The organism is Jeotgalibacillus campisalis, from assembly GCF_000829515.1.
In the GTDB taxonomy this organism is placed as follows: Bacteria; Bacillota; Bacilli; order Bacillales; family Jeotgalibacillaceae; genus Jeotgalibacillus; species Jeotgalibacillus campisalis.
In genome coordinates, this window is sequence record NZ_JXRR01000014.1 from 667,090 (window position 1) to 685,128 (window position 18,039).

17 protein-coding genes are annotated in these 18,039 nt (G+C 40.5%); 2 read left to right on the forward strand and 15 right to left on the reverse strand.

All coding sequences use genetic code 11. The annotated features are described in order from the left end of the window. Positions 1–70: 70 nt before the first annotated feature. The 7 genes from gpsB to KR50_RS10415 all read right to left on the reverse strand — a co-directional run bounded on the left by gpsB (position 71) and on the right by KR50_RS10415 (position 6,273). Complete coding sequence (gene gpsB, locus KR50_RS10390; RefSeq protein WP_041057953.1) at positions 71–388, reverse strand: cell division regulator GpsB; 318 nt, start codon at positions 386–388, stop codon at positions 71–73. A 74-nt stretch (positions 389–462) separates the two neighbouring features. Beyond that, positions 463–1,014, reverse strand: coding sequence for a DUF1273 domain-containing protein (locus tag KR50_RS10395; RefSeq protein WP_041057955.1), 552 nt, complete (start codon positions 1,012–1,014; stop codon positions 463–465). Positions 1,015–1,101: 87 nt separating this feature from the next. Beyond that, the gene (locus tag KR50_RS18270) at positions 1,102–1,317 is read right to left on the reverse strand and encodes a CotD family spore coat protein (RefSeq protein WP_084215552.1); all 216 of its coding nucleotides are present in this window, start codon (positions 1,315–1,317) and stop codon (positions 1,102–1,104) included. A gap of 445 nt (positions 1,318–1,762) precedes the next feature. Further along, positions 1,763–3,016: a ribonuclease H-like domain-containing protein gene (locus KR50_RS10400; RefSeq protein ID WP_041057956.1), complete on the reverse strand. Its 1,254-nt coding sequence runs from the start codon at positions 3,014–3,016 to the stop codon at positions 1,763–1,765. Further along, a complete protein-coding gene (locus tag KR50_RS10405; protein ID WP_041057958.1) occupies positions 3,000–5,297 on the reverse strand; it encodes a DEAD/DEAH box helicase in 2,298 nt (765 codons plus the stop codon). The genes KR50_RS10400 and KR50_RS10405 overlap by 17 nt, the downstream gene beginning before the upstream one ends. A 140-nt stretch (positions 5,298–5,437) precedes the next feature. After that, on the reverse strand, positions 5,438–5,857 hold the full coding sequence (locus KR50_RS17960) for a YppG family protein (RefSeq protein ID WP_052476960.1): 420 nt from the start codon (positions 5,855–5,857) through the stop codon (positions 5,438–5,440). Between the two features lie 53 nt (positions 5,858–5,910). Then, positions 5,911–6,273: a DUF1798 family protein gene (locus KR50_RS10415; protein WP_041057960.1), complete on the reverse strand. Its 363-nt coding sequence runs from the start codon at positions 6,271–6,273 to the stop codon at positions 5,911–5,913. A 189-nt stretch (positions 6,274–6,462) separates the two neighbouring features. On the opposite strand from KR50_RS10415, the gene recU reads away from it, so the two are divergent. Next, complete coding sequence (gene recU / locus KR50_RS10420; RefSeq protein WP_041057962.1) at positions 6,463–7,098, forward strand: Holliday junction resolvase RecU; 636 nt, start codon at positions 6,463–6,465, stop codon at positions 7,096–7,098. Positions 7,099–7,115: 17 nt separating this feature from the next. Then, the gene (locus tag KR50_RS10425) at positions 7,116–9,851 is read left to right on the forward strand and encodes a transglycosylase domain-containing protein (RefSeq protein WP_052476962.1); all 2,736 of its coding nucleotides are present in this window, start codon (positions 7,116–7,118) and stop codon (positions 9,849–9,851) included. A gap of 88 nt (positions 9,852–9,939) precedes the next feature. On the opposite strand, the gene KR50_RS17965 is transcribed toward KR50_RS10425, so the two are convergent. From KR50_RS17965 to dinG, 8 genes are all read right to left on the reverse strand, one after another. Beyond that, complete coding sequence (locus KR50_RS17965) at positions 9,940–10,464, reverse strand: YpoC family protein (RefSeq protein ID WP_052476964.1); 525 nt, start codon at positions 10,462–10,464, stop codon at positions 9,940–9,942. Next, positions 10,454–11,116, reverse strand: a complete 663-nt coding sequence (gene nth, locus KR50_RS10435) for an endonuclease III (RefSeq protein WP_041057964.1) — start codon at positions 11,114–11,116, stop codon at positions 10,454–10,456. Before nth ends, KR50_RS17965 begins: the two co-directional genes overlap by 11 nt. A 15-nt stretch (positions 11,117–11,131) precedes the next feature. Further along, entirely contained in the window at positions 11,132–11,800 is a 669-nt protein-coding gene (locus tag KR50_RS10440) for a DnaD domain-containing protein (RefSeq protein WP_041058280.1), read from the reverse strand. Between the two features lie 101 nt (positions 11,801–11,901). Beyond that, positions 11,902–13,194 carry an asparagine--tRNA ligase gene (asnS, locus tag KR50_RS10445; RefSeq protein WP_041057966.1) on the reverse strand — a complete coding sequence of 431 codons (1,293 nt, stop codon included), beginning with the start codon at positions 13,192–13,194 and terminating at the stop codon, positions 11,902–11,904. Positions 13,195–13,281: 87 nt separating this feature from the next. Next, positions 13,282–14,481: a pyridoxal phosphate-dependent aminotransferase gene (locus KR50_RS10450; RefSeq protein ID WP_041057968.1), complete on the reverse strand. Its 1,200-nt coding sequence runs from the start codon at positions 14,479–14,481 to the stop codon at positions 13,282–13,284. 14 nt (positions 14,482–14,495) lie between these two features. Next, the gene (locus KR50_RS10455; protein WP_041057970.1) at positions 14,496–14,972 is read right to left on the reverse strand and encodes a cell wall elongation regulator TseB-like domain-containing protein; all 477 of its coding nucleotides are present in this window, start codon (positions 14,970–14,972) and stop codon (positions 14,496–14,498) included. Between the two features lie 12 nt (positions 14,973–14,984). Next, complete coding sequence (locus KR50_RS18275) at positions 14,985–15,155, reverse strand: YpmA family protein (RefSeq protein WP_084215553.1); 171 nt, start codon at positions 15,153–15,155, stop codon at positions 14,985–14,987. A gap of 71 nt (positions 15,156–15,226) precedes the next feature. Further along, positions 15,227–18,010 (reverse strand): ATP-dependent DNA helicase DinG, encoded by a 2,784-nt coding sequence (gene dinG, locus KR50_RS10460; RefSeq protein ID WP_041057971.1) that lies wholly within the window; start codon positions 18,008–18,010, stop codon positions 15,227–15,229. Between the last annotated feature and the right edge of the window lie 29 nt (positions 18,011–18,039).

Genomic DNA, 18,039 nt, shown 5'->3' on the forward strand with positions numbered 1-18,039 from the left:
TTATACATGATAAAAAAACGGATCGCAAGTTATTTTAGAAAATAACAAGATTATCCGTCATGTATGTATCCTATTGATCTTCGTACAATTTTCTGCCGAAAACTTCTTTTTCAAGATTGGAAAGCCGTTTTAAAATATCAAAATTTGTTGTTCCTGTGTTAGGGGCCTGTGGCTGAACAGTGGAACGCTTTGGTGTTTCTGCTGATTGCTGCTTTAAACGGGTATTTTCGTTTTCAAGTGCCTCAATTCTTTCATGAAAAGCTTCATAGTCTTTAATGATCTGATCAAGAAACGCATCAACTTCTTCCGGCTTATAGCCTCTCATAGCTGTTTTAAATTCCCGCTCCAATATTTCCTTTGCTGTAAGCTGAGCAATATTTTCTTTCATGTCTCTCACCTCTGCTATCTAATACGCTACCTTCATTTTTTCAAATAGAGCATGAAATGTCAATCGGCAATCGATCAATCATCATCCATTTGGCTTTCTTCCACCAGCCATTGAAGGTCCTGGAAGTTTATTTGTGTCAGGCTATAATCCTCTTTTTTGCTCCATTCCTTTGCCATCTCCCATAAAAATTTAGGAGAACCTTCATTTTCATCATCATAAATAATTAATAAACCATCTGATTTAGATAAATGAAACAGGTTTTTGTTTCGTAGCTGCTGAGGATTTTGATAGGGCTTTTTAGATATCGAATCAACAAAGTCGGCATTCAGCACAATCTGCTGATACATTTCCTGGTTGCTTTCGTTCCACTTTTCTTCATGCTGTTCAAAAGCAGTGAGAATGGCCAGCTTTAATTCCGGGTATTGCTCCTTTAGTTCGATGACAACCTCTGCAGCCCACATTTCGACACCAAGCTGACCGGACACCAATATCCACTCAAGGCCTTCCTCAATATTAGCCAAAATTTGCTGTTTTAATGCTTTTTTAATAATGCTCACAGCAGGATCTGATTGCTTGTAAATCCCAATCTCATGCGATTTATATCCTGAAATTGTTAAGATTCTCAAATCTAATCATCCTTTGTACTAAGAGTTAGAACGATAAAAGCGACTGGTATGATAACCAGTCGCTGTTAGTTCTAGACTAAATCGACCTTAGAAAGGTCTGTTACACATGAACTGCTGGTTAGATACTGTTTGTTCTGCGTTCATTGTCTGCGGGAAATAGTGCTTATGCTGATAGACTTGATGATTAACATTTGTAATTTGAATCGGATGAATATGCGGAACTTCAATTATTTCCGTCGAATGATTCGTACAGCACATAGTCGGATGTACGATTGGCGGACAAATTCTTCTTCTACAATGCACGTTTGCTCCCCCTTCCCTGGTTATCCTAAAATAACCTTCGTTCCTTTAGAATATGAAGGGTTAGGTGTTCTTGACCTAAGCGAAACGCTCATTTATTGCAAAGTTGTTAATTGATCCCCAATTGTTGAAAAAACAAATGCTGTTACTCCGATTAGCAAGAAAAACAAAACTAAAATGAATCTTCTCATAATTTCAACCCCATTAAGTTCTATACATTTATATTACAATTGTTTAGACGCTGGCTCAACCTGATTTGATTCGAATTAATTTGAACGTTTTGTGAACTTTCTCTTGAAATAAGACTATGAATTTGTCGATTAATCAAAAATGGCTACCAATCTTGTCGTTTCAGACGGTGTATAATTTAGCGAAAGTATAGGAATTTTGCGCTTGCCCGGGAAATGATGAGAAAATAAATCACATTATTTCCGGCATCTGTTTACGATTATTTCCGGTTTAGTCTCTGCAGGCGGTGATGAATTTTAGCCATTTCATTTTTTCGAGCAGATGGTTTAAGGTTCTCATCTTCTAAAAGAGCCTCCCTAGCTTTTTGAGTATACTGAATGGCTGCTGCAGTATTTTTATCCTGATGTTCATAATACTTTGCAAGCTCAATCGCTGCTTCCCTCTTTTCTCTTGCGCTTCCATTTTCACAAACCTTCAGCCACAGATTTGCCGACCGTTGAATATCTCCCCTTCTTTTTAAGAAAAAGGCTAACGAATGAGCTGCTGAGTGATTGTGCAAATCGTCAGAATAAGCTTGTTCCAAAAGAGATCCGGATGCTGTATGGTTTCCAGCAGCTTTATACCACTTTCCCGCTTCTACTTTTTCATCACTTGTCTGCTCTGAATCCTGCCCCAACAGCTGAAATGTAACATGAGTATAAAGTGAAATCAAAGATAAGATATCTTTTTCATTATGATCGAGTACTTTAATAATTCCTTCGGGGTGTTTTCGCTCCACAAAATCAAAATAAATCGCAGGAGCCAAGTACCCGGGAAGATCGTCTTTTCGTTCAAACTTTAAGATATGCTTTTCTACTTCAGTCAGCTTCACAGATTCCATTTTATGCTTCCATAAACGGCGGGACGCATGATATAAATCAAAGTGACCGGTTTCGGGAAGTTTTGGTACATGGTCGCGAATTAGTGTGTGCCGGCTTTTAACCTGAGGCCAGTCAAAGGATTTGCCATTGTATGTGACAAGCGTGGAATAATCCACATTCTCTAAAAAGCTCATATAAAGCGGCACTTCATAGCCGGGATGAGTTAATATATGCTGTTTAACTATGACTTCATCATGAGTAAATTGAGCATAGCCCAGCATAAAGATTGTGCTCCCTACTCCACGCAGACCCGTCGTTTCCGTATCAAAGAAAAAAAGGTCGTCAATTGAGTGCCCTTTTGTTGAAAGGGGATGGTTGAAACTGCTATTTTCCCATGCCTGTACAGCTCTTTTACACTCCCCTAATTCATATCTGCCCTGTTTAAAGGTCAATGGATATCGGACTTCCCGGATAAGACAATATTCCTGGTCCACCCAATAAGGACGTACGTGATTTTCTTCCCACATACTCATGTAAGGAATGGCTTCGCTGTTATTTGGGCTATCATCCGTTTTTTGATTGTTGTTTTCCTGCTCCGTGTCTTTATCAGATAAATGGGCTTTCATCCGTTTAAGTTTATTTTTTAGACTCATCATTTTCACCTTCTATAGCAGTAAAAAATAGATTGATCAGCTTAATCGTATCACTTTTGGCCTCAATCCCTTGCGGATCGGTTCCTATACAAGATGGACAGCCTACCGAGCAGTGACAGCTTTTAATCATTTCTGAGGCCTCGTTCATAATGGTGGATCCGATTTTGAAAACATTCTCACTTAATCCTATGCCGCCTGGATAACGGTCATAAACAAATAATGTCGGCAATTGATTATGCGTAGCCTTCACCTGAGGGACGATTTGAATATCCTGCGGATCACACATGACATGAAGAGGGATGATGGACTGCATAGCATGAGCTGCCCCTATCAGCCCCTGCTCAATACGGTCTTCAGTTAGTTCATGCAATTCTGCCTTCAACGTAAACCACGTTGAACTCGTATGCAGCTCTTCTTCTGGTAGATGGATCGGTCCTGAACCAATATTTTCATGTGTGTCAAATTTGATTTTCTTAAAAATGGTGGCCATCGCTCTTACAGAAACATCTCCAAACGAGACAATTGCCTGTTCTGTTTCCTTAGACTTATCCTCTTCAAGAACAGCTAAACTCACCGCAAGATTTGCATCTGTAAAATAATCTATATCTACTTCACGCACATACGCTTTCTTTTCATCCCAATCCAGGTATTCTACTTGGAACTGAATGCCCTGATGAAGATAAATAGCTTCGTCGTGCAGCAGCGTCATCGCGCTGAAACGGTCCATTTCTCCAATTACTTTTGAGTGCGCACGTTCAGTTTGATCAATAATGATCACATTTTCCTGAGAAGCTGAACGAAGACTGATATTATGAGCAGGAAATGCATCATTCATCCAGTACCATTTATTACTGGAACGGTGAAGAACCCTTTCATCAACTAAATAGTCCAGCAGTTCCTCCAGGTCATGCTCACCAAAAGATTCGCCTAATGTAAACGGAAGCTCAAATGCGGCACATTTTAAGTGATCCAGCAGAATAACCAAATTATCGGGATTGATCCGCGCTGTTTCTGGTGAGGTTTCCAAAAAGTATTCCGGGTGTTTAATAACATATTGATCAAGCGGACTTGAACTTGCAACCATCAATATAAGTGCTTCTCCCTGCCGCCGCCCAGCTCTTCCCGCCTGCTGCCAAGCGCTCGCTATCGTTCCTGGGTAACCTGTCATAATACAAGCCTGGAGCTGACCGATATCCACTCCCAGTTCTAATGCATTGGTACTGACAACCCCGTAGATATCTCCATTTCTAAGACCTTTTTCAATTTCTCTTCTTTGAGTCGGCAAGTAGCCTCCCCGGTAACCCTGAATCGATTTCGGACCAAGTTCATTAATAACCAGCTCCTGCAAGTAAGAAAGAATAATTTCTACCCGTACACGACTTTTAGCGAAGATGATCGTCTGAATTTTTTGCTTCAGTAAGATCCCGGCCAGTTTTCTTACTTCCAATGTAGCGCTTCTTCTAATATTTAATTGCTGGTTTACGATTGGCGGGTTGTAAAAAACAAAATGCTTTTTAGCAGAAGGCGCACCATTTTTGCTAATTAACTTCATTTCTTCGCCAGTCAATCCTTCAGCGAGTTCTTTTGGGTTAGCGATGGTAGCTGATGTACAGATAAATTGAGGTGAGCTGCCGTAAAATTCACAAATTCGTTTTAGCCTTCGTATGACATTTGCTACGTGACTGCCAAAAACCCCTCTGTAAATATGAAGTTCATCCAGGACAATATACTGCAGGTTCTCAAATAATGACACCCACTTTGTATGGTGAGGAAGAATGGCTGAATGAAGCATATCCGGATTCGTTATAACAATTTGCCCTGCTTTTCGAACCTTTTGTCTGATAGCAGCCGGGGTATCCCCATCATAGGTATAGCAATTAATCGAAGCGTCTGCTAAATCCAGCCATTCATTTAATTCTGTTTTCTGATCCTGGGCAAGTGCTTTCGTTGGAAACAAATAAAGAGCCCTGGCGGAGGAATTTTGGAGGATTGTCTGTACAACCGGAAGATTATAGCACAAGGTTTTTCCTGATGCGGTAGGCGTGATCGCCGTAACAGAAAACCCCTCCATAACATTTTTATAGGCTTCTTCCTGGTGACTGTACAGCTCCCCTATCCCTTTTGCTTGAAGTGCTTGTACCAATTTAGGATGAACAGATTCAGGGATCCTTGAGTATGCTGCTTTAACGGGCTCAATAGTATGCCATTTAACAATCTGCTGTTGAACGTTTTCATCCGTTTTAAAATAGTCAACCAGATCTGCTAATGATTTTTTTCTCATTCGATCACCTCTTTCTTTTATTATATCGAACATACATTCCTTATGACAACGTATACGAATGTTCCTTATAAATCCATTAGACTTTAAATATTCATTTTCTGCAAAAGAAAACCGCCAGCTGGTTCACAACTGGCGGTCATTTAAACTTTAGGAAAAATAGATCCGATCCCCTTAACTAGAGATCCAAATTGTTGAGCTGTACTCATCATCTGGCCTGCAGTTGACATAACTTTATTCACATCAACATTGCCTTTTTCAGTTTTAAACACTTCAAACCAAGATGATTGAGGTTTTGGCTGCTGGTTAGAGTAAGGGTTGTATGGATCTTGCATGTATGGCTCAGGCTGCGCTTGCTGCTGGGGGACATGTATGGACTGCGGCATCGGCAGCGGCATGCTGACAGGTCTTTGAACAGGCAGCGGCATTTGCGGCCCGTATCCCCAATGAGGAGGAACAGGAGGCATCTGACCTGGGGAAATCATAACCGGCCTTCCATAGTACGGATAGCCTCCAGGGACAGGGGGATGAACAGGAAAACTTTGATAATATGCTCTATACATCTATAATCACCCTTTTAAATTAGCTTATTCCACTCTAGTTATTCAGGTGCTATCTATTCTTCTAAAATTACTCTTACCTGCTCGATGACATAAAAGCTCGATTGAATATAACTTTTAAATCGATTATAGCTTGTGGCGGGAAAAAAACACTGAACGGTTAAGAGTTCAACATTTTCAACAGTAGCTTTTATTTGATTAGGATGAAGATTTTTTTGAGGCTGTTTATGCAAAAAAGCAGCGGCAGCCTCACCCCAATCCTTAGAAAGGGAGTGAGCGTTATCTGCAAAAGGCTTCACTTCCTTCCAGAAATCTCCCTTTAAATCAGTCTCTCTTCTATTATCGTACTCTTCCTCAGCTGATCGAACGATCTTTAGCAGTTCAAGAGTGAGGTTGTATAAAGTATTATTTTCTTTCATAGCATAAGCTCCTTCAACGAAATGACTACATACATTGTATCAGACAAATTTTCAAGGTAAAATGAAACCTTTCTATCCAGATTACGTCTACTATATGTGGTTTATGAAATTGCATCGATGAAAGCTCCATTGAATCATGAATGCCCGTTTTTCATGTTTCTGTTATGATGGTCAGGAGAGGTGTTTAAGATGGCATTTCATTATCCAAACGGAAAAAAATTTATTTTTCCAAAAGAAAAAACGCAGCCGAGCATAAAAAAAGAGAATCAGCCGTCTATTTCCTATGGGAAAAGGGGAATGACTTTAGAGGAGGATTTAAATGAAACAAATCAGTTTTATCTAGCCTCAGGTAAAGCTGTCATTCATAAAAAACCCACTCCGGTGCAAATTGTAAATGTAGATTATCCTAAAAGAAGTGCTGCTGTTATTAAAGAGGCCTACTTTAAACAGGCTTCCACTACAGATTACAATGGAGTGTACAGAGGATTTTATATTGACTTTGAGGCGAAGGAAACGCGCAACAAAAATTCATTTCCCTTGCAAAATTTCCATGAGCATCAGCTTGCACATATGCAGCAGGTTATAGACCATAAAGGAATTGCTTTTGTCATTATTCGATTTTCATCTTCTGAGGAAATTTTTTTACTTCCTTATTCTCCGCTGAGAAAATATTGGGATCGCATGAAAAGCGGCGGACGTAAATCAATGACTAAAAATGAAATTATGCAGGATGGATACAAAATAACCTTAAGCTTGCAACCGAGAATTGATTACCTTAAAATTATTGATCATCTGTGCCCTGCTGCAGATGACAGGACTTTTTGAAAGAGAGGAACGGCATTATGGCAGATTACTCATCAAGAGAAGAAAAAAGAAAGGCTCAAAAGGCCTCTGCTAAAAATAGAAATAAGAAATCAAAAAAAGGCAAAAAATCGATCTTTAAACGGATTATTCTAGCTGTTTTCTTAATTGGAATGGCAGGTCTTATAGGCGGAGGAGCTTTATTTGCTTTCTACGCTGCAAAGGCACCTGAACTAAAAGAAGAAGATTTTGTCGACCCGGTTACGACTGAGTTACTCGATATGGACAACAACGTGATCGGCAGGATTGGGGCTGAAAATCGTGAGCTTGTTGCTTATGATGACATTCCTCCTGTTGTCGAAAATGCCGTCCTTTCAATTGAGGATGTTCGATTTTACGACCATATGGGAGTCGATGCCATTCGTCTTGCTGGAGCTGTACTCGCAAATATTACGGATGGATTTGGCGCTGAAGGTGCAAGTACACTAACCCAGCAAGTAATAAAGCAATCTGTATTGACCCCGGAAAAGTCACTTGAACGAAAAGCCCAAGAAGCCTGGCTGGCCTATCAGCTGGAGCAAAAATACAATAAAGAAGAAATATTTGAAATGTACGTAAATAAAATTTATTATTCTGACCTTGTATATGGGATCAGAACGGCTTCTGATTACTACTACGGTGTTGAACTGAATGAACTCGAGCTCCACCAGGCTGCTTTATTGGCCGGGATTCCACAGCGGCCAAATGCGTATAATCCATACACGAACCCTGATCTTGCTAAAGAAAGAAGAGATGTGGTTTTACGCCAAATGCATAATCACGGAAAAATATCTGAAGAAGATATGAATCAGGCAGTAAATACAGACATCATGGATGGAATTATTGAACGGACAGAAGATGAAAGAAAGAAATTAGCGGGAACCGATTCAGGATATGACGCTTTTATTGACGCAGTGATTGATGAAGTGGAAGCAGAAGGTGATTTTAACCCATTTGAAGATGGGCTTACGATCCATACTACTCTAGATCCTGAAGCACAAACTCAAGTGGAAAATGTTTTAAACGGAGATGGAATCGATTTTCCCGATGATATGAATGGTGAACGGTCTCAGGCTGGTGTAACTGTGCTTGATACGAAAACAGGAGCAGTGCGAGCCATTGGAGGTGGCAGAAACTTCGGCGAAGAAGTTCAGCGCGGGTATAACTTTGCTGTTGATAATATCCAGGAAGTAGGATCAACTATCAAGCCTCTTCTTGATTATGCCCCTGCAATTGAACAGCTGGAGTGGTCCACAGCTCAAATTATTGTTGATGAACCAACAACATTTAATGACGGATATGAACCTGGAAATTATGATAGTCAATTTTTAGGTCCCATTACCATGAGAGAAGCTTTATATGATTCGCGAAATATTACCGCGATTAAAGCATACAATGAAGCCGGTCCGGAATTCGCGACTGATTTTTTAAGTAATTTAGGTTTTAATTTTGAACCGAATTGCGGTGATGCATTATGTGAAAGCAGCGCTATCGGTTCTGGTACAGCCACCAATACGGTGAATATGGCCGGAGCGTATGCTGCTCTAGGTAACAACGGGGTTTACAATGAACCACATTTAGTAACTTCTATTGATTTTAGAGATGGCTCATCAATTGATTTAGAACCGGAATCAAATAAAGTGATGAAAGATTCAACTGCTTATATGATTACAGATATGCTGAAGGATGTTTTAGAGCCATATGGAACAGGCCCATTAGCAAAGGTTGAAGGACTTCCGCTGGCGGGAAAATCAGGTACAACGAATTATCCTGAGAAGATAAGAAATGACAATAATATCCCTAAAGAGGGTTCTCCGGATTCTTGGTTTGCAGGTTATTCAACTCAATATACTACAGCCGTTTGGCTTGGGTATCCTACCAATAATAAAAATTACCTTCTGTCACAAGAAAGACAGGCTTCTCAGGAAATTTTTAAAACGGTTATGCAGTCTATTCACGAAAATGCAGATACACCTGATTTTCCAAAACCGGACAGTGTAGTAGAAGTAGAAATTGAAAAAGGCACGAATCCTCCGAAGCTGGCTAGTACATACACGCCTAGTAACGAAAAAACGACGGAGTTATTTATCCGCGGTACTGAACCTACCGCCGTATCAGAGGAATTCGTGGTACCAGACCTTGCTTCTCCTTCTAATCTCCAGGCTGAATACGATGAGGAAAATGGAACCATTCAGCTCACTTGGGATCATTCTCAAGAAGAAGACGATAATCGATCTGTCGAATTTGAAGTAAGCTATAGCATAGACGGTAGAGAGTCACAGGTCCTTACAACAACTGCTGAAACTGCTCTTACCGTGGAGCAGGTAGATCAGGGCTCCAGCTACTCTTTCAACGTTGTCGCAATTGCAGACTCACAGAGAAGCGGCGGAGCAAGTGTAAGTATAGAAACCGGTCAACGCGAAGAAGAGCCTGAGGAAGAAGAAACTCCTCCTGAAGAAGAGGCCCCTCCTGAAGAAGAAGCTCCTCCTGAAGAAGAGGCTCCTCCTGAAGAAGAAGCTCCTCCTGAAGAAGAGGCTCCTCCTGAAGAAGAAGCTCCTCCTGAAGAAGAACAGCCTGCTGAAACAGGCGATGAAAATGAAGGTGAAAATGAAGAAGAGCCTGTTGAAACAGACGAAGGCACACCATCAGATGATGATGGATTGCCGGAAGAATCCATTCAAGAAGAAACCGAAGATGATTCCGGACAAAATAATTCCGAAAATACTACGGAAGAATAGTCGAAAATTAACTTAACAATCAAAAGCACGCAGCCATTATTTGGCTGCGTGCTTTCATCTATATACTGCTTGATAATAAACCGTTTTACTACTCTTTTGGGCTTTTTTTCTGAACAGATTGCAGCGCCAGTTTCTTTGCGCTTTTTTTATGAATTTCCAAAACTAACTCATTTAGTTGAATTCGGGCAAAATAAGAGTCAGCATTATTCAATGCAAATTCCAATCTTTCGATTAAATTCAAACAAGTTGTTTTAAATGGCAAGGAAGATTCTTTCCAGCTGTTTACATCTACAGGTTTGCCATTTGACCAGAAAAGCATCATAAAGAAAATGGAGAAACCTTTCACCATATCCTGTTTGACCGCGGGATTATTTTTATCAAAATTTGAAGTCAGGCGATCATTAATTAATTCCCATTCTTCCTTTAATAACGGGAGCCAATAATTGATTTCTTCCCAGGGCGGGCGCTGATCGGTTTGACTCCATTGAAATTCGGGTTGAAAATAAGGCTGAAAAAGCCCCCCTTCTTTTAGTGGCAGAGCCAGTTCAATTTCATCTCCAGAAAAAAACAGTTCATTCTTATACCGATTCTGCAATTCTATTTTATTGTTCACTTGAGAGTTTCCCTTTCATCCGCTTCTTTCCTTCTCTGCATACAGATAATAGCGGGCATTCATCACATTTAGGAGCTTGTGCTTTACAGTGGTACCTGCCGAAAAAAATCAGACGATGATGCGAGGCAGACCACTCATCCTGAGGAATTTTCTTCATTAGTGTTTTTTCTACTTCCATTACGGAATCTTTCCACCTGCAAATTCCGAGCCTTTTTGACACTCTTTCTACATGCGTATCCACTGCAATGGCAGGTTTCCCAAAAGCCACAGAAACCACCACATTTGCTGTTTTTCTCCCTACCCCAGGAAGAGTCGTTAATTCTTCATGATCAGATGGAATTTGACCATTATAATGTTCCAGCAGACGCTGACATAAATTTCTTATATGCTTAGCCTTGTTTCGGAAAAGACCGATTGAGCGAATATCCTGCTGCAGCTCTTCCAATGAAACCGCCAGATAGTCCTCCGGTGTTTTATATTTTTGGAATAATTCAAGTGTAACCTTATTTACCAGAGCATCTGTACATTGTGCAGACAATAAAACAGCAATTGTTAATTCAAAAGCATTTTCGTGCCTCAGTTCACAATGGGCATCTGGAAACAAGTTCCCCATCTCATCTAGACAAAATCTTACGTTGGCTTTCGTGAGCATACCCTACCTCCATCACTACTTTTCGAGCCAATTATAAAAAGGTACTTTTTTTGTTCGTTCTCCTTCTTGCACAGGCTCATGCTTTTTGGGCTGGCGGAATTTTTCACTTTGCTTTCTCGCCTGATCAACCGTTTCAACCCCTTGTTTTTTCCACTCGAATAAAATCCGGTCTATATAGCGGAAATTCAACTTATTCGAAATAACCGCCTCTCTAAGCGCTGCCTTTATCAGACTGGCTGTTTGATGATCTTTATCAATCCACATGGCAAGCGTTTCACATTCCAAGGGTGATAAAGGTCTTCCGAATTCCTGTTCAAACAACGTATAAAGATCAGTTTGCGATTTCATCGTTGTTTCTATTTTTTCACGCTGATTTTCTTTTTCAAGTTTGTTAATTAAAGAGTTCCAAAGAGGCATTAAAGAATAACTTTCTTCTCTGACATCCCCAGCAGAGGATTCACTAATTTCAAGTACACCTTTTTTTAGAAGACCCTGGATTGTAAAAAAGCATTCAGGTGAAGAGAGGGTCATTCGTTCAGCCAGCTCATCCGGAGTAGGAAAAGCTTGCCCTTTTTCAACGAACGAATGTATATGGAGTAAAAGCATGCACTCTTCTTCATTTATTCCAAGAGAGCTGTAGTGTTTAAGCAGTATCACCGGAATCGAAATATTTCCATACTCCATCCATTGCTGCCACGTATTTAATTGATTCACAAAGAGCCCTCCTTTCTGGTAAAAAATGACCGAACTGCTTTTTAGAAAGCGCGTTCGGTCCGTCCTTGCTTTTATGGATAAAGACGATTCAGCAGTCTAGGGAATGGAATAGATTCTCTCACATGCTCCACTCCGCTAATCCATGCAACCGTCCGTTCAAGTCCCAGTCCAAAACCGGAATGTGGAACTGAACCGTATTGTCTAAGTTCTGTGTACCATTTATACGCCTCAGGATCGAGCTGGTGCTCATCCAGACGCTTTTTCAGCAATTGAAGATCATTGATTCGCTCAGAACCCCCAATAATTTCTCCATAACCTTCTGGAGCAATTAAATCAGCACATAGCACTACATCTTCTCTTGTCGGATCCGGCTGCATATAAAATGGTTTAATAGCAGTTGGGTAATGTGTGATAAACACAGGTTTTTCATAGTTCTCTGCTATTGCCGTTTCATGAGGTGCTCCAAGATCATCTCCCCATGCGATATCACTAAAGCCTTTTTCATGAAGAAACTTGATTGCATCGTCGTAATGGACTCTTGGGAACGGCGCTTGAATAGCTTCAAGCTTCGATGTATCTCTTCCCAAGCGGGTAAGTTCTAATTTGCAATTTGTCAGGACAGATTGAATAATGAACGATACATATTCTTCCTGCACCACCAGGTTGTCATCAAATTCATAAAAGGCCATTTCAGGTTCAATCATCCAAAACTCAATCAAATGACGACGTGTTTTTGACTTTTCAGCTCTGAACGTCGGACCAAATGAAAATACTTTTCCGAGTGCCATAGCAGCAGCTTCCATATATAGCTGTCCGCTTTGAGACAGGTAGGCATCTTCATCAAAATATTTTGTATGAAACAATTCAGATGTGCCTTCAGGTGCGCTTCCAGTCAATATTGGCGGATCGACTTTCACGAATCCATTTGTATTAAAAAACTCATACGTGGCTCTGATAATTTCATTTCTGATTTTCATAACAGCATGTTGACGATTTGAACGTAGCCATAGATGACGATGATCCATTAAGAACTCAGTACCATGTTCTTTCGGGGTGATGGGATAATCAACAGATTCACTGATAACTGAAAGGTCCTGTACTTCGAGTTCAAAACCGAATGGAGAACGCTCGTCTTCCTTCACTATTCCCGTTACATAGACTGATGATTCCTGCGTCAGTCCTTTTGCTTTTTGAAAAATTTCGTCGCCTACTTCACTTTTTACAACGACACCTTGAATAAATCCTGAGCCATCCCGCAACTGCAGGAAAGCAATTTTACCGCTTGATCGTTTATTTCCAAGCCATGCTCCGATGGTAACTTCTTGTCCAACGTGCTGGCCTACTTGACTGATCGTTGTTTTCACTATTTTCCCTCCATAAAAACCGCTGCGTTAAATTTCCGTAATTTTAAATTAGTACGCCCATTATTATACCGCTGATTCAATAGAGATTCAATTCCCTGAATGAGTTTGCTCATCTACATAGGCGTGTATTCGTCTAATCGCCTCTTCAAGGGAAGAAAGCTCTGTTGCGTAAGAAAGCCGTATATTATCCTCTGCTCCAAAGCCCGAACCAGGAATAACCGCTACATTGGCTTTTTCAAGCAAATCTGCGGCAAACTCGTCTACGGTTTTAAACCCGCAGGCTTGTGCTGCCTGTTTAACATTTGGAAAAAGATAAAAAGCACCCTGCGGCTTTATACATCGGAAGCCTGGAATATCCTGAACGGAAGAAAACACTTTATTTAACCGATGTTCAAATGCCCGACGCATTTCTTCTACGGGCTCCTGAGTACCCTCATAAGCAGCTAGCGCACCAAATTGAGCAGTAGTAGTAGGATTGGATGTCGAATGGCTGGCTAAGTTGGTCATGGCTTTAATAATGGCCGCATTTCCAGCAGCATACCCGATTCTCCAGCCGGTCATGGAATGCGATTTAGATACACCATTAATAATGATGGATTGCTTTTGATATTCTTCTGAGATTGAAGCGACAGAAAGATGGTTCTGGCCATCGTACGTTAACTTTTCATAAATTTCATCTGAAACCATTAAAATATTTCGTTCCGTACAAATTTTAGCGATTGCTTCCAGCTCTGAACTGGAATAAATCATGCCGGTTGGATTACTTGGCGAGTTAATAATAATGGCTTTCGTTTTTTTGGTTATTGCAGTCTCAAGCTGATCAGAAGTTATTTTATATTCATTTTCTTCTGTACCTTCAATAAAAACCGGAGTGCCTCCTGCAAGCTTAACCTGTTCGGGGTAGCTTACCCAGTAAGGTGTTGGAATGATAACTTCATCTTCTGTATTTAAAATTGCCTGGAAGAGACAGTAAAGAACATGTTTAGCCCCGCTCCCTACAAAAATTTCTCCGGGAGCATAAGAGATGACCTGGTCCCTTTTAAATTTGTTAATAATCGCATTTTTCAATTCTGCGGTTCCCGCTGCAGGTGTATACTTTGTTTGTCCGGCTTTCATGGATCGATAGGCAGCTTCAATAATATGATCAGGTGTGTTATAGTCCGGCTCTCCTGCTCCTAAGCCAATGACATCTTTTCCTTCTGCTTTTAATTCTTTCGCTTTAGCCGTAATAGCCAATGTTGTAGAAGGTGTTAGCAATTTCACTCTGTCTGCCAGTATATTTTCCATATCCACTTCACTCCTTAAAGGTTGCGTATCGTTCTCCACCACTCACCGCTGTCAAACAGTACATAGTAGTAATTTAACATTTTGTCATTATCCAGGTAGATAATTTCCCATACCGGGCCTTCTGATTCAAGCCCGAGTCTCGATGACATAATCTTAGTGGGTTCATCCGTTTCGTTAAGCATAGCTATTACTTCATCCTCGGAAATACCTTCTTCCATACGCCTTGTGGTGGGATCTTCTTCTTCATCCTTGGGTATGAATGCTACCATCTGCTGATCTTCAGCAGTGCCTTGAATAACAGAATATGCCTTTGTGCCATTGTACGGGTAAGATTCTTCGATTTGACTAAATTGCAGCTCTTCTCTTGCTTTTGCCTCTGCCTGATCGATTGATGCATTAAGTGGCTGCCTGGCTATACTGTATATGGTAATACTAATTATTAAGATGGTGACGATCAGCAGTGCAGGCACTAAAACCATCCATTTTTTCATATCATCCCTCATTTATGTACGGTAAATTGTAAAAACAGCTTTTTCATCATTCTCTTTATCTAAAGCTAAACCAAACATTAAATCTCTTTCTTTCAGTGTACGGTTTAATGAATCAACGATCTTGTATAGATCAGGGGATTTTTGAATCGTTACTGTGGATAACACTTCAATTTTACTTTCCATTTTTATCGCTCGCTTTCATAGGCAGTATAACAACATCAAGTATAACAGTTTTCGACGAATTTTTTATGTTTTTAAAGCCAGTGTTCAATTTCTTTCACAATCGAATCTAACTCTCTTTCTTCAACCGGTAAAGACGGAATGGAAGATAAAAAGTGACTGCCGTAGGAAGTTGTAATTAAACGGCGGTCAAAAACGATAATAAGACCCCGGTCATTCTCATGCCGGATCAATCTGCCGAACCCCTGCCGGAAACGAATAACGGCTTTAGGCAAAGAAACCTCTTTAAACGGGTTTTCTCCTTTTGCCTTTGCATCATTCCAGAGAGCTTTCGTAAGAGGCTCATCTGGAGGAGAAAACGGAAGCCTGACCATGACCAGACAAGATAAATCTTCTCCCGGAATGTCGATTCCTTCCCAGAAGCTGCTTGTGCCAAATAATATGGCCTTGTCAAAACGCTGGAAGTTTCTTGTCAGTTTTGTTCTGCTGCCGCTTGTTATACCTTGTGCCATCAGTACAAAGTCTTCCATTAACCCGCTATCTTTCATAAGTTCATATGTGTGCCGCAGCATTTCATGTGAGGTAAATAAAACCAGCATTCTTCCTTTAGTGGCTTCTCCCATAGCAATTAAGTGGTCTGTCACCAACTCTACATACTCATCATGAGGAACCGACTTTATATCTGGAAGATCTTTGGGCACCATCAGTCTGACGGCTTTACTGTAATTAAATGGAGAAGGATAAATACTGCATTTTACGTTTAGTTTATCTCCTCCGAGTCCTTTTAGGAAATAATCAAAGGTTCCATCAATTGTAAGTGTGGCACTGGTGAAAATAATCGCTTTATCACCTGCAAAAAAATGATCATTAATTTCGTTTTGAACATGTACTTTTCTCGATGAAATTGAAAGACTTCCCGGAAGTGAACGAATGTCTCCCTCCAGCCAAATAATAGAAGAAGAATCATTGGCTATAAAAAATAACCGGATGGATTGAATCCATTCATTCCATTCCAGTAAAAATGAATGAATTTCTTCGATCACTGCTTTTTTTGAATCAGAAAGGGCTTCTTTATTTTTCTTTACAATTTCCAAATTACTCTGGAGAATACGGTCGATTTTTTTCATATTGTCCAGGAGTCGTTCAAAGGCATATTGAACTTGCTTCCAGCCAGTATTTTCCCGAATATCATCTTCTATTGACAATGTATATTTTTGCTGACCTTTTTTCATCGTGATTGAAGATTTAAGCAATGCACTTAGCTGGTAAAAAGCAGCGTCCGCTTCTGCACTTAGTTCCGCTACCATTTCTTCCGTTAACTGCCTGCTGTTATGATCGGCACTATTTCTTATGATGGATGACAACCTGCCCGCTAACAGGTCCTGCCTGTCGTTGCCAAGCTGACCGATTGTATACTTTAAATGAATATAATCCAGCTGCTTACCCCACTGTCTGCGGCAGGCATCCTCAAAGTGGTGAGCCTCATCGATAATTAAATGACTGTAGACTGGGATCAATGGCCTGGACCGCTGAGTATCCTGCACCAGCATGGAATGGTTCGTAATAATAATATCAGCATCATCTGCTTTTTTAAGGGCATTTAAATAAAAATCTTTTTCTTTCCACGGATCCTTATCTTCCCCTAAAAACCATCCTGCATGCCGGACTCGATTCCAAAAAAGTCTTCCGCCGCTGGTTAAATTTAATTCATCTACATCGCCGTTGTCAGTCTCAGTTAGCCAGGTAAGAATCTGCATTTTAGTAAGGACGACGTCATATTGAGACTCTTCCTCTGCTAGGGCTTGCTCGAATTTTAGTAGATGCAGATAATGGTTACGTCCTTTTAATAAAGCAAATTTCAAGTGATCTCCGGTAATGTTTTGAATCATTTTCGCTTCTTTTAAAAGAATTTGTTCTTGCAGTTGAACCGTTTGTGTGCTGATTACTGTCTTTTTGCCGTTTAAAGCATGCTCAGCGGCAGGCAGCAAATATCCCATAGTCTTGCCAACGCCTGTTCCTGCCTCAATAGCGATTTTTAAACGCTTATTCATCGCTTCTTTGACCTGCTCAATCATTAGCAGCTGAGATTCCCGTTTTTCATAGAACGCAACGTGGCTTTCTAATACTTGTTCCGGTTCTCCGATCGTAACTTTCGAATTATTTTCCATCTTGGCATCCGGTTTTCGTTTGAGGGCAATTCCTCTGAAAACCTCCATGTTATAAGGGAGATCTTTGATATTTTTCTTATTATCTTCAATGATACTTTCAAAAAGCTCTGCGATATTGCTCTTTAAATACACACTTAACAGCCCGAGTTTTTCAAGCGACACCAGCGGAAGTGAATGCAGTTTTTTAATGAATTGAAGTAATAAGTGTGCTGTAGCCAGGGCATCGCTGTCTGCCTGATGCGGGCGGTCGTGTGATAATTTAAACTGGCTGGTTAAATCAGATAGTTTAAAACTATCTGTTGTTGGAAGCAGTACTCTTGCTAGTTCTACCGTATCTAACAGGGGACCGTGCCAGCTGCCGCTAAATCCTGCCAGTTCCAGTTCAGCTTGAATAAAGGGGAGGTCGAACTGCACGTTATGAGCTACAAAAACTGCTCCATCTAACCTTTTTGTGATTTCATGTGCAATTTCTGCAAAAAGTGGTGCACCTTGTACATGCTTATTCGTTATGCCCGTTAACTCAACAATAAACGGCGGAATCGGCTGCTGAGGATCAACATATGATGAATACTCATCGACTATTTTATTATCCTCTATCATTACGATCGCGATTTGCATAATGCGATCTCCTTTTTTTGGTGCATTTCCTGTTGTTTCGATATCCACAACAGCCATTTTATTTTTCCACATTGCCGTCACAACCTTTGCATTTAAAAAAT

Bases quoted from the DNA above. Each gene is read 5' to 3' on its own strand.
- gpsB (WP_041057953.1), bottom strand. From the start codon at position 388: ATGAAAGAAAATATTGCTCAGCTTACAGCAAAGGAAATATTGGAGCGG.
- KR50_RS10400 (WP_041057956.1), bottom strand. From the start codon at position 3,016: ATGAGTCTAAAAAATAAACTTAAACGGATGAAAGCCCATTTATCTGAT.
- KR50_RS10405 (WP_041057958.1), bottom strand. From the start codon at position 5,297: ATGAGAAAAAAATCATTAGCAGATCTGGTTGACTATTTTAAAACGGAT.
- KR50_RS17960 (WP_052476960.1), bottom strand. From the start codon at position 5,857: ATGTATAGAGCATATTATCAAAGTTTTCCTGTTCATCCCCCTGTCCCT.
- KR50_RS10415 (WP_041057960.1), bottom strand. From the start codon at position 6,273: ATGAAAGAAAATAATACTTTATACAACCTCACTCTTGAACTGCTAAAG.
- recU (WP_041057962.1), top strand. From the start codon at position 6,463: ATGGCATTTCATTATCCAAACGGAAAAAAATTTATTTTTCCAAAAGAA.
- KR50_RS10425 (WP_052476962.1), top strand. From the start codon at position 7,116: ATGGCAGATTACTCATCAAGAGAAGAAAAAAGAAAGGCTCAAAAGGCC.
- nth (WP_041057964.1), bottom strand. From the start codon at position 11,116: ATGCTCACGAAAGCCAACGTAAGATTTTGTCTAGATGAGATGGGGAAC.
- KR50_RS10440 (WP_041058280.1), bottom strand. From the start codon at position 11,800: ATGGAGTATGGAAATATTTCGATTCCGGTGATACTGCTTAAACACTAC.
- KR50_RS10450 (WP_041057968.1), bottom strand. From the start codon at position 14,481: ATGGAAAATATACTGGCAGACAGAGTGAAATTGCTAACACCTTCTACA.
- KR50_RS10455 (WP_041057970.1), bottom strand. From the start codon at position 14,972: ATGAAAAAATGGATGGTTTTAGTGCCTGCACTGCTGATCGTCACCATC.
- KR50_RS18275 (WP_084215553.1), bottom strand. From the start codon at position 15,155: ATGGAAAGTAAAATTGAAGTGTTATCCACAGTAACGATTCAAAAATCC.
- dinG (WP_041057971.1), bottom strand. From the start codon at position 18,010: ATGTGGAAAAATAAAATGGCTGTTGTGGATATCGAAACAACAGGAAAT.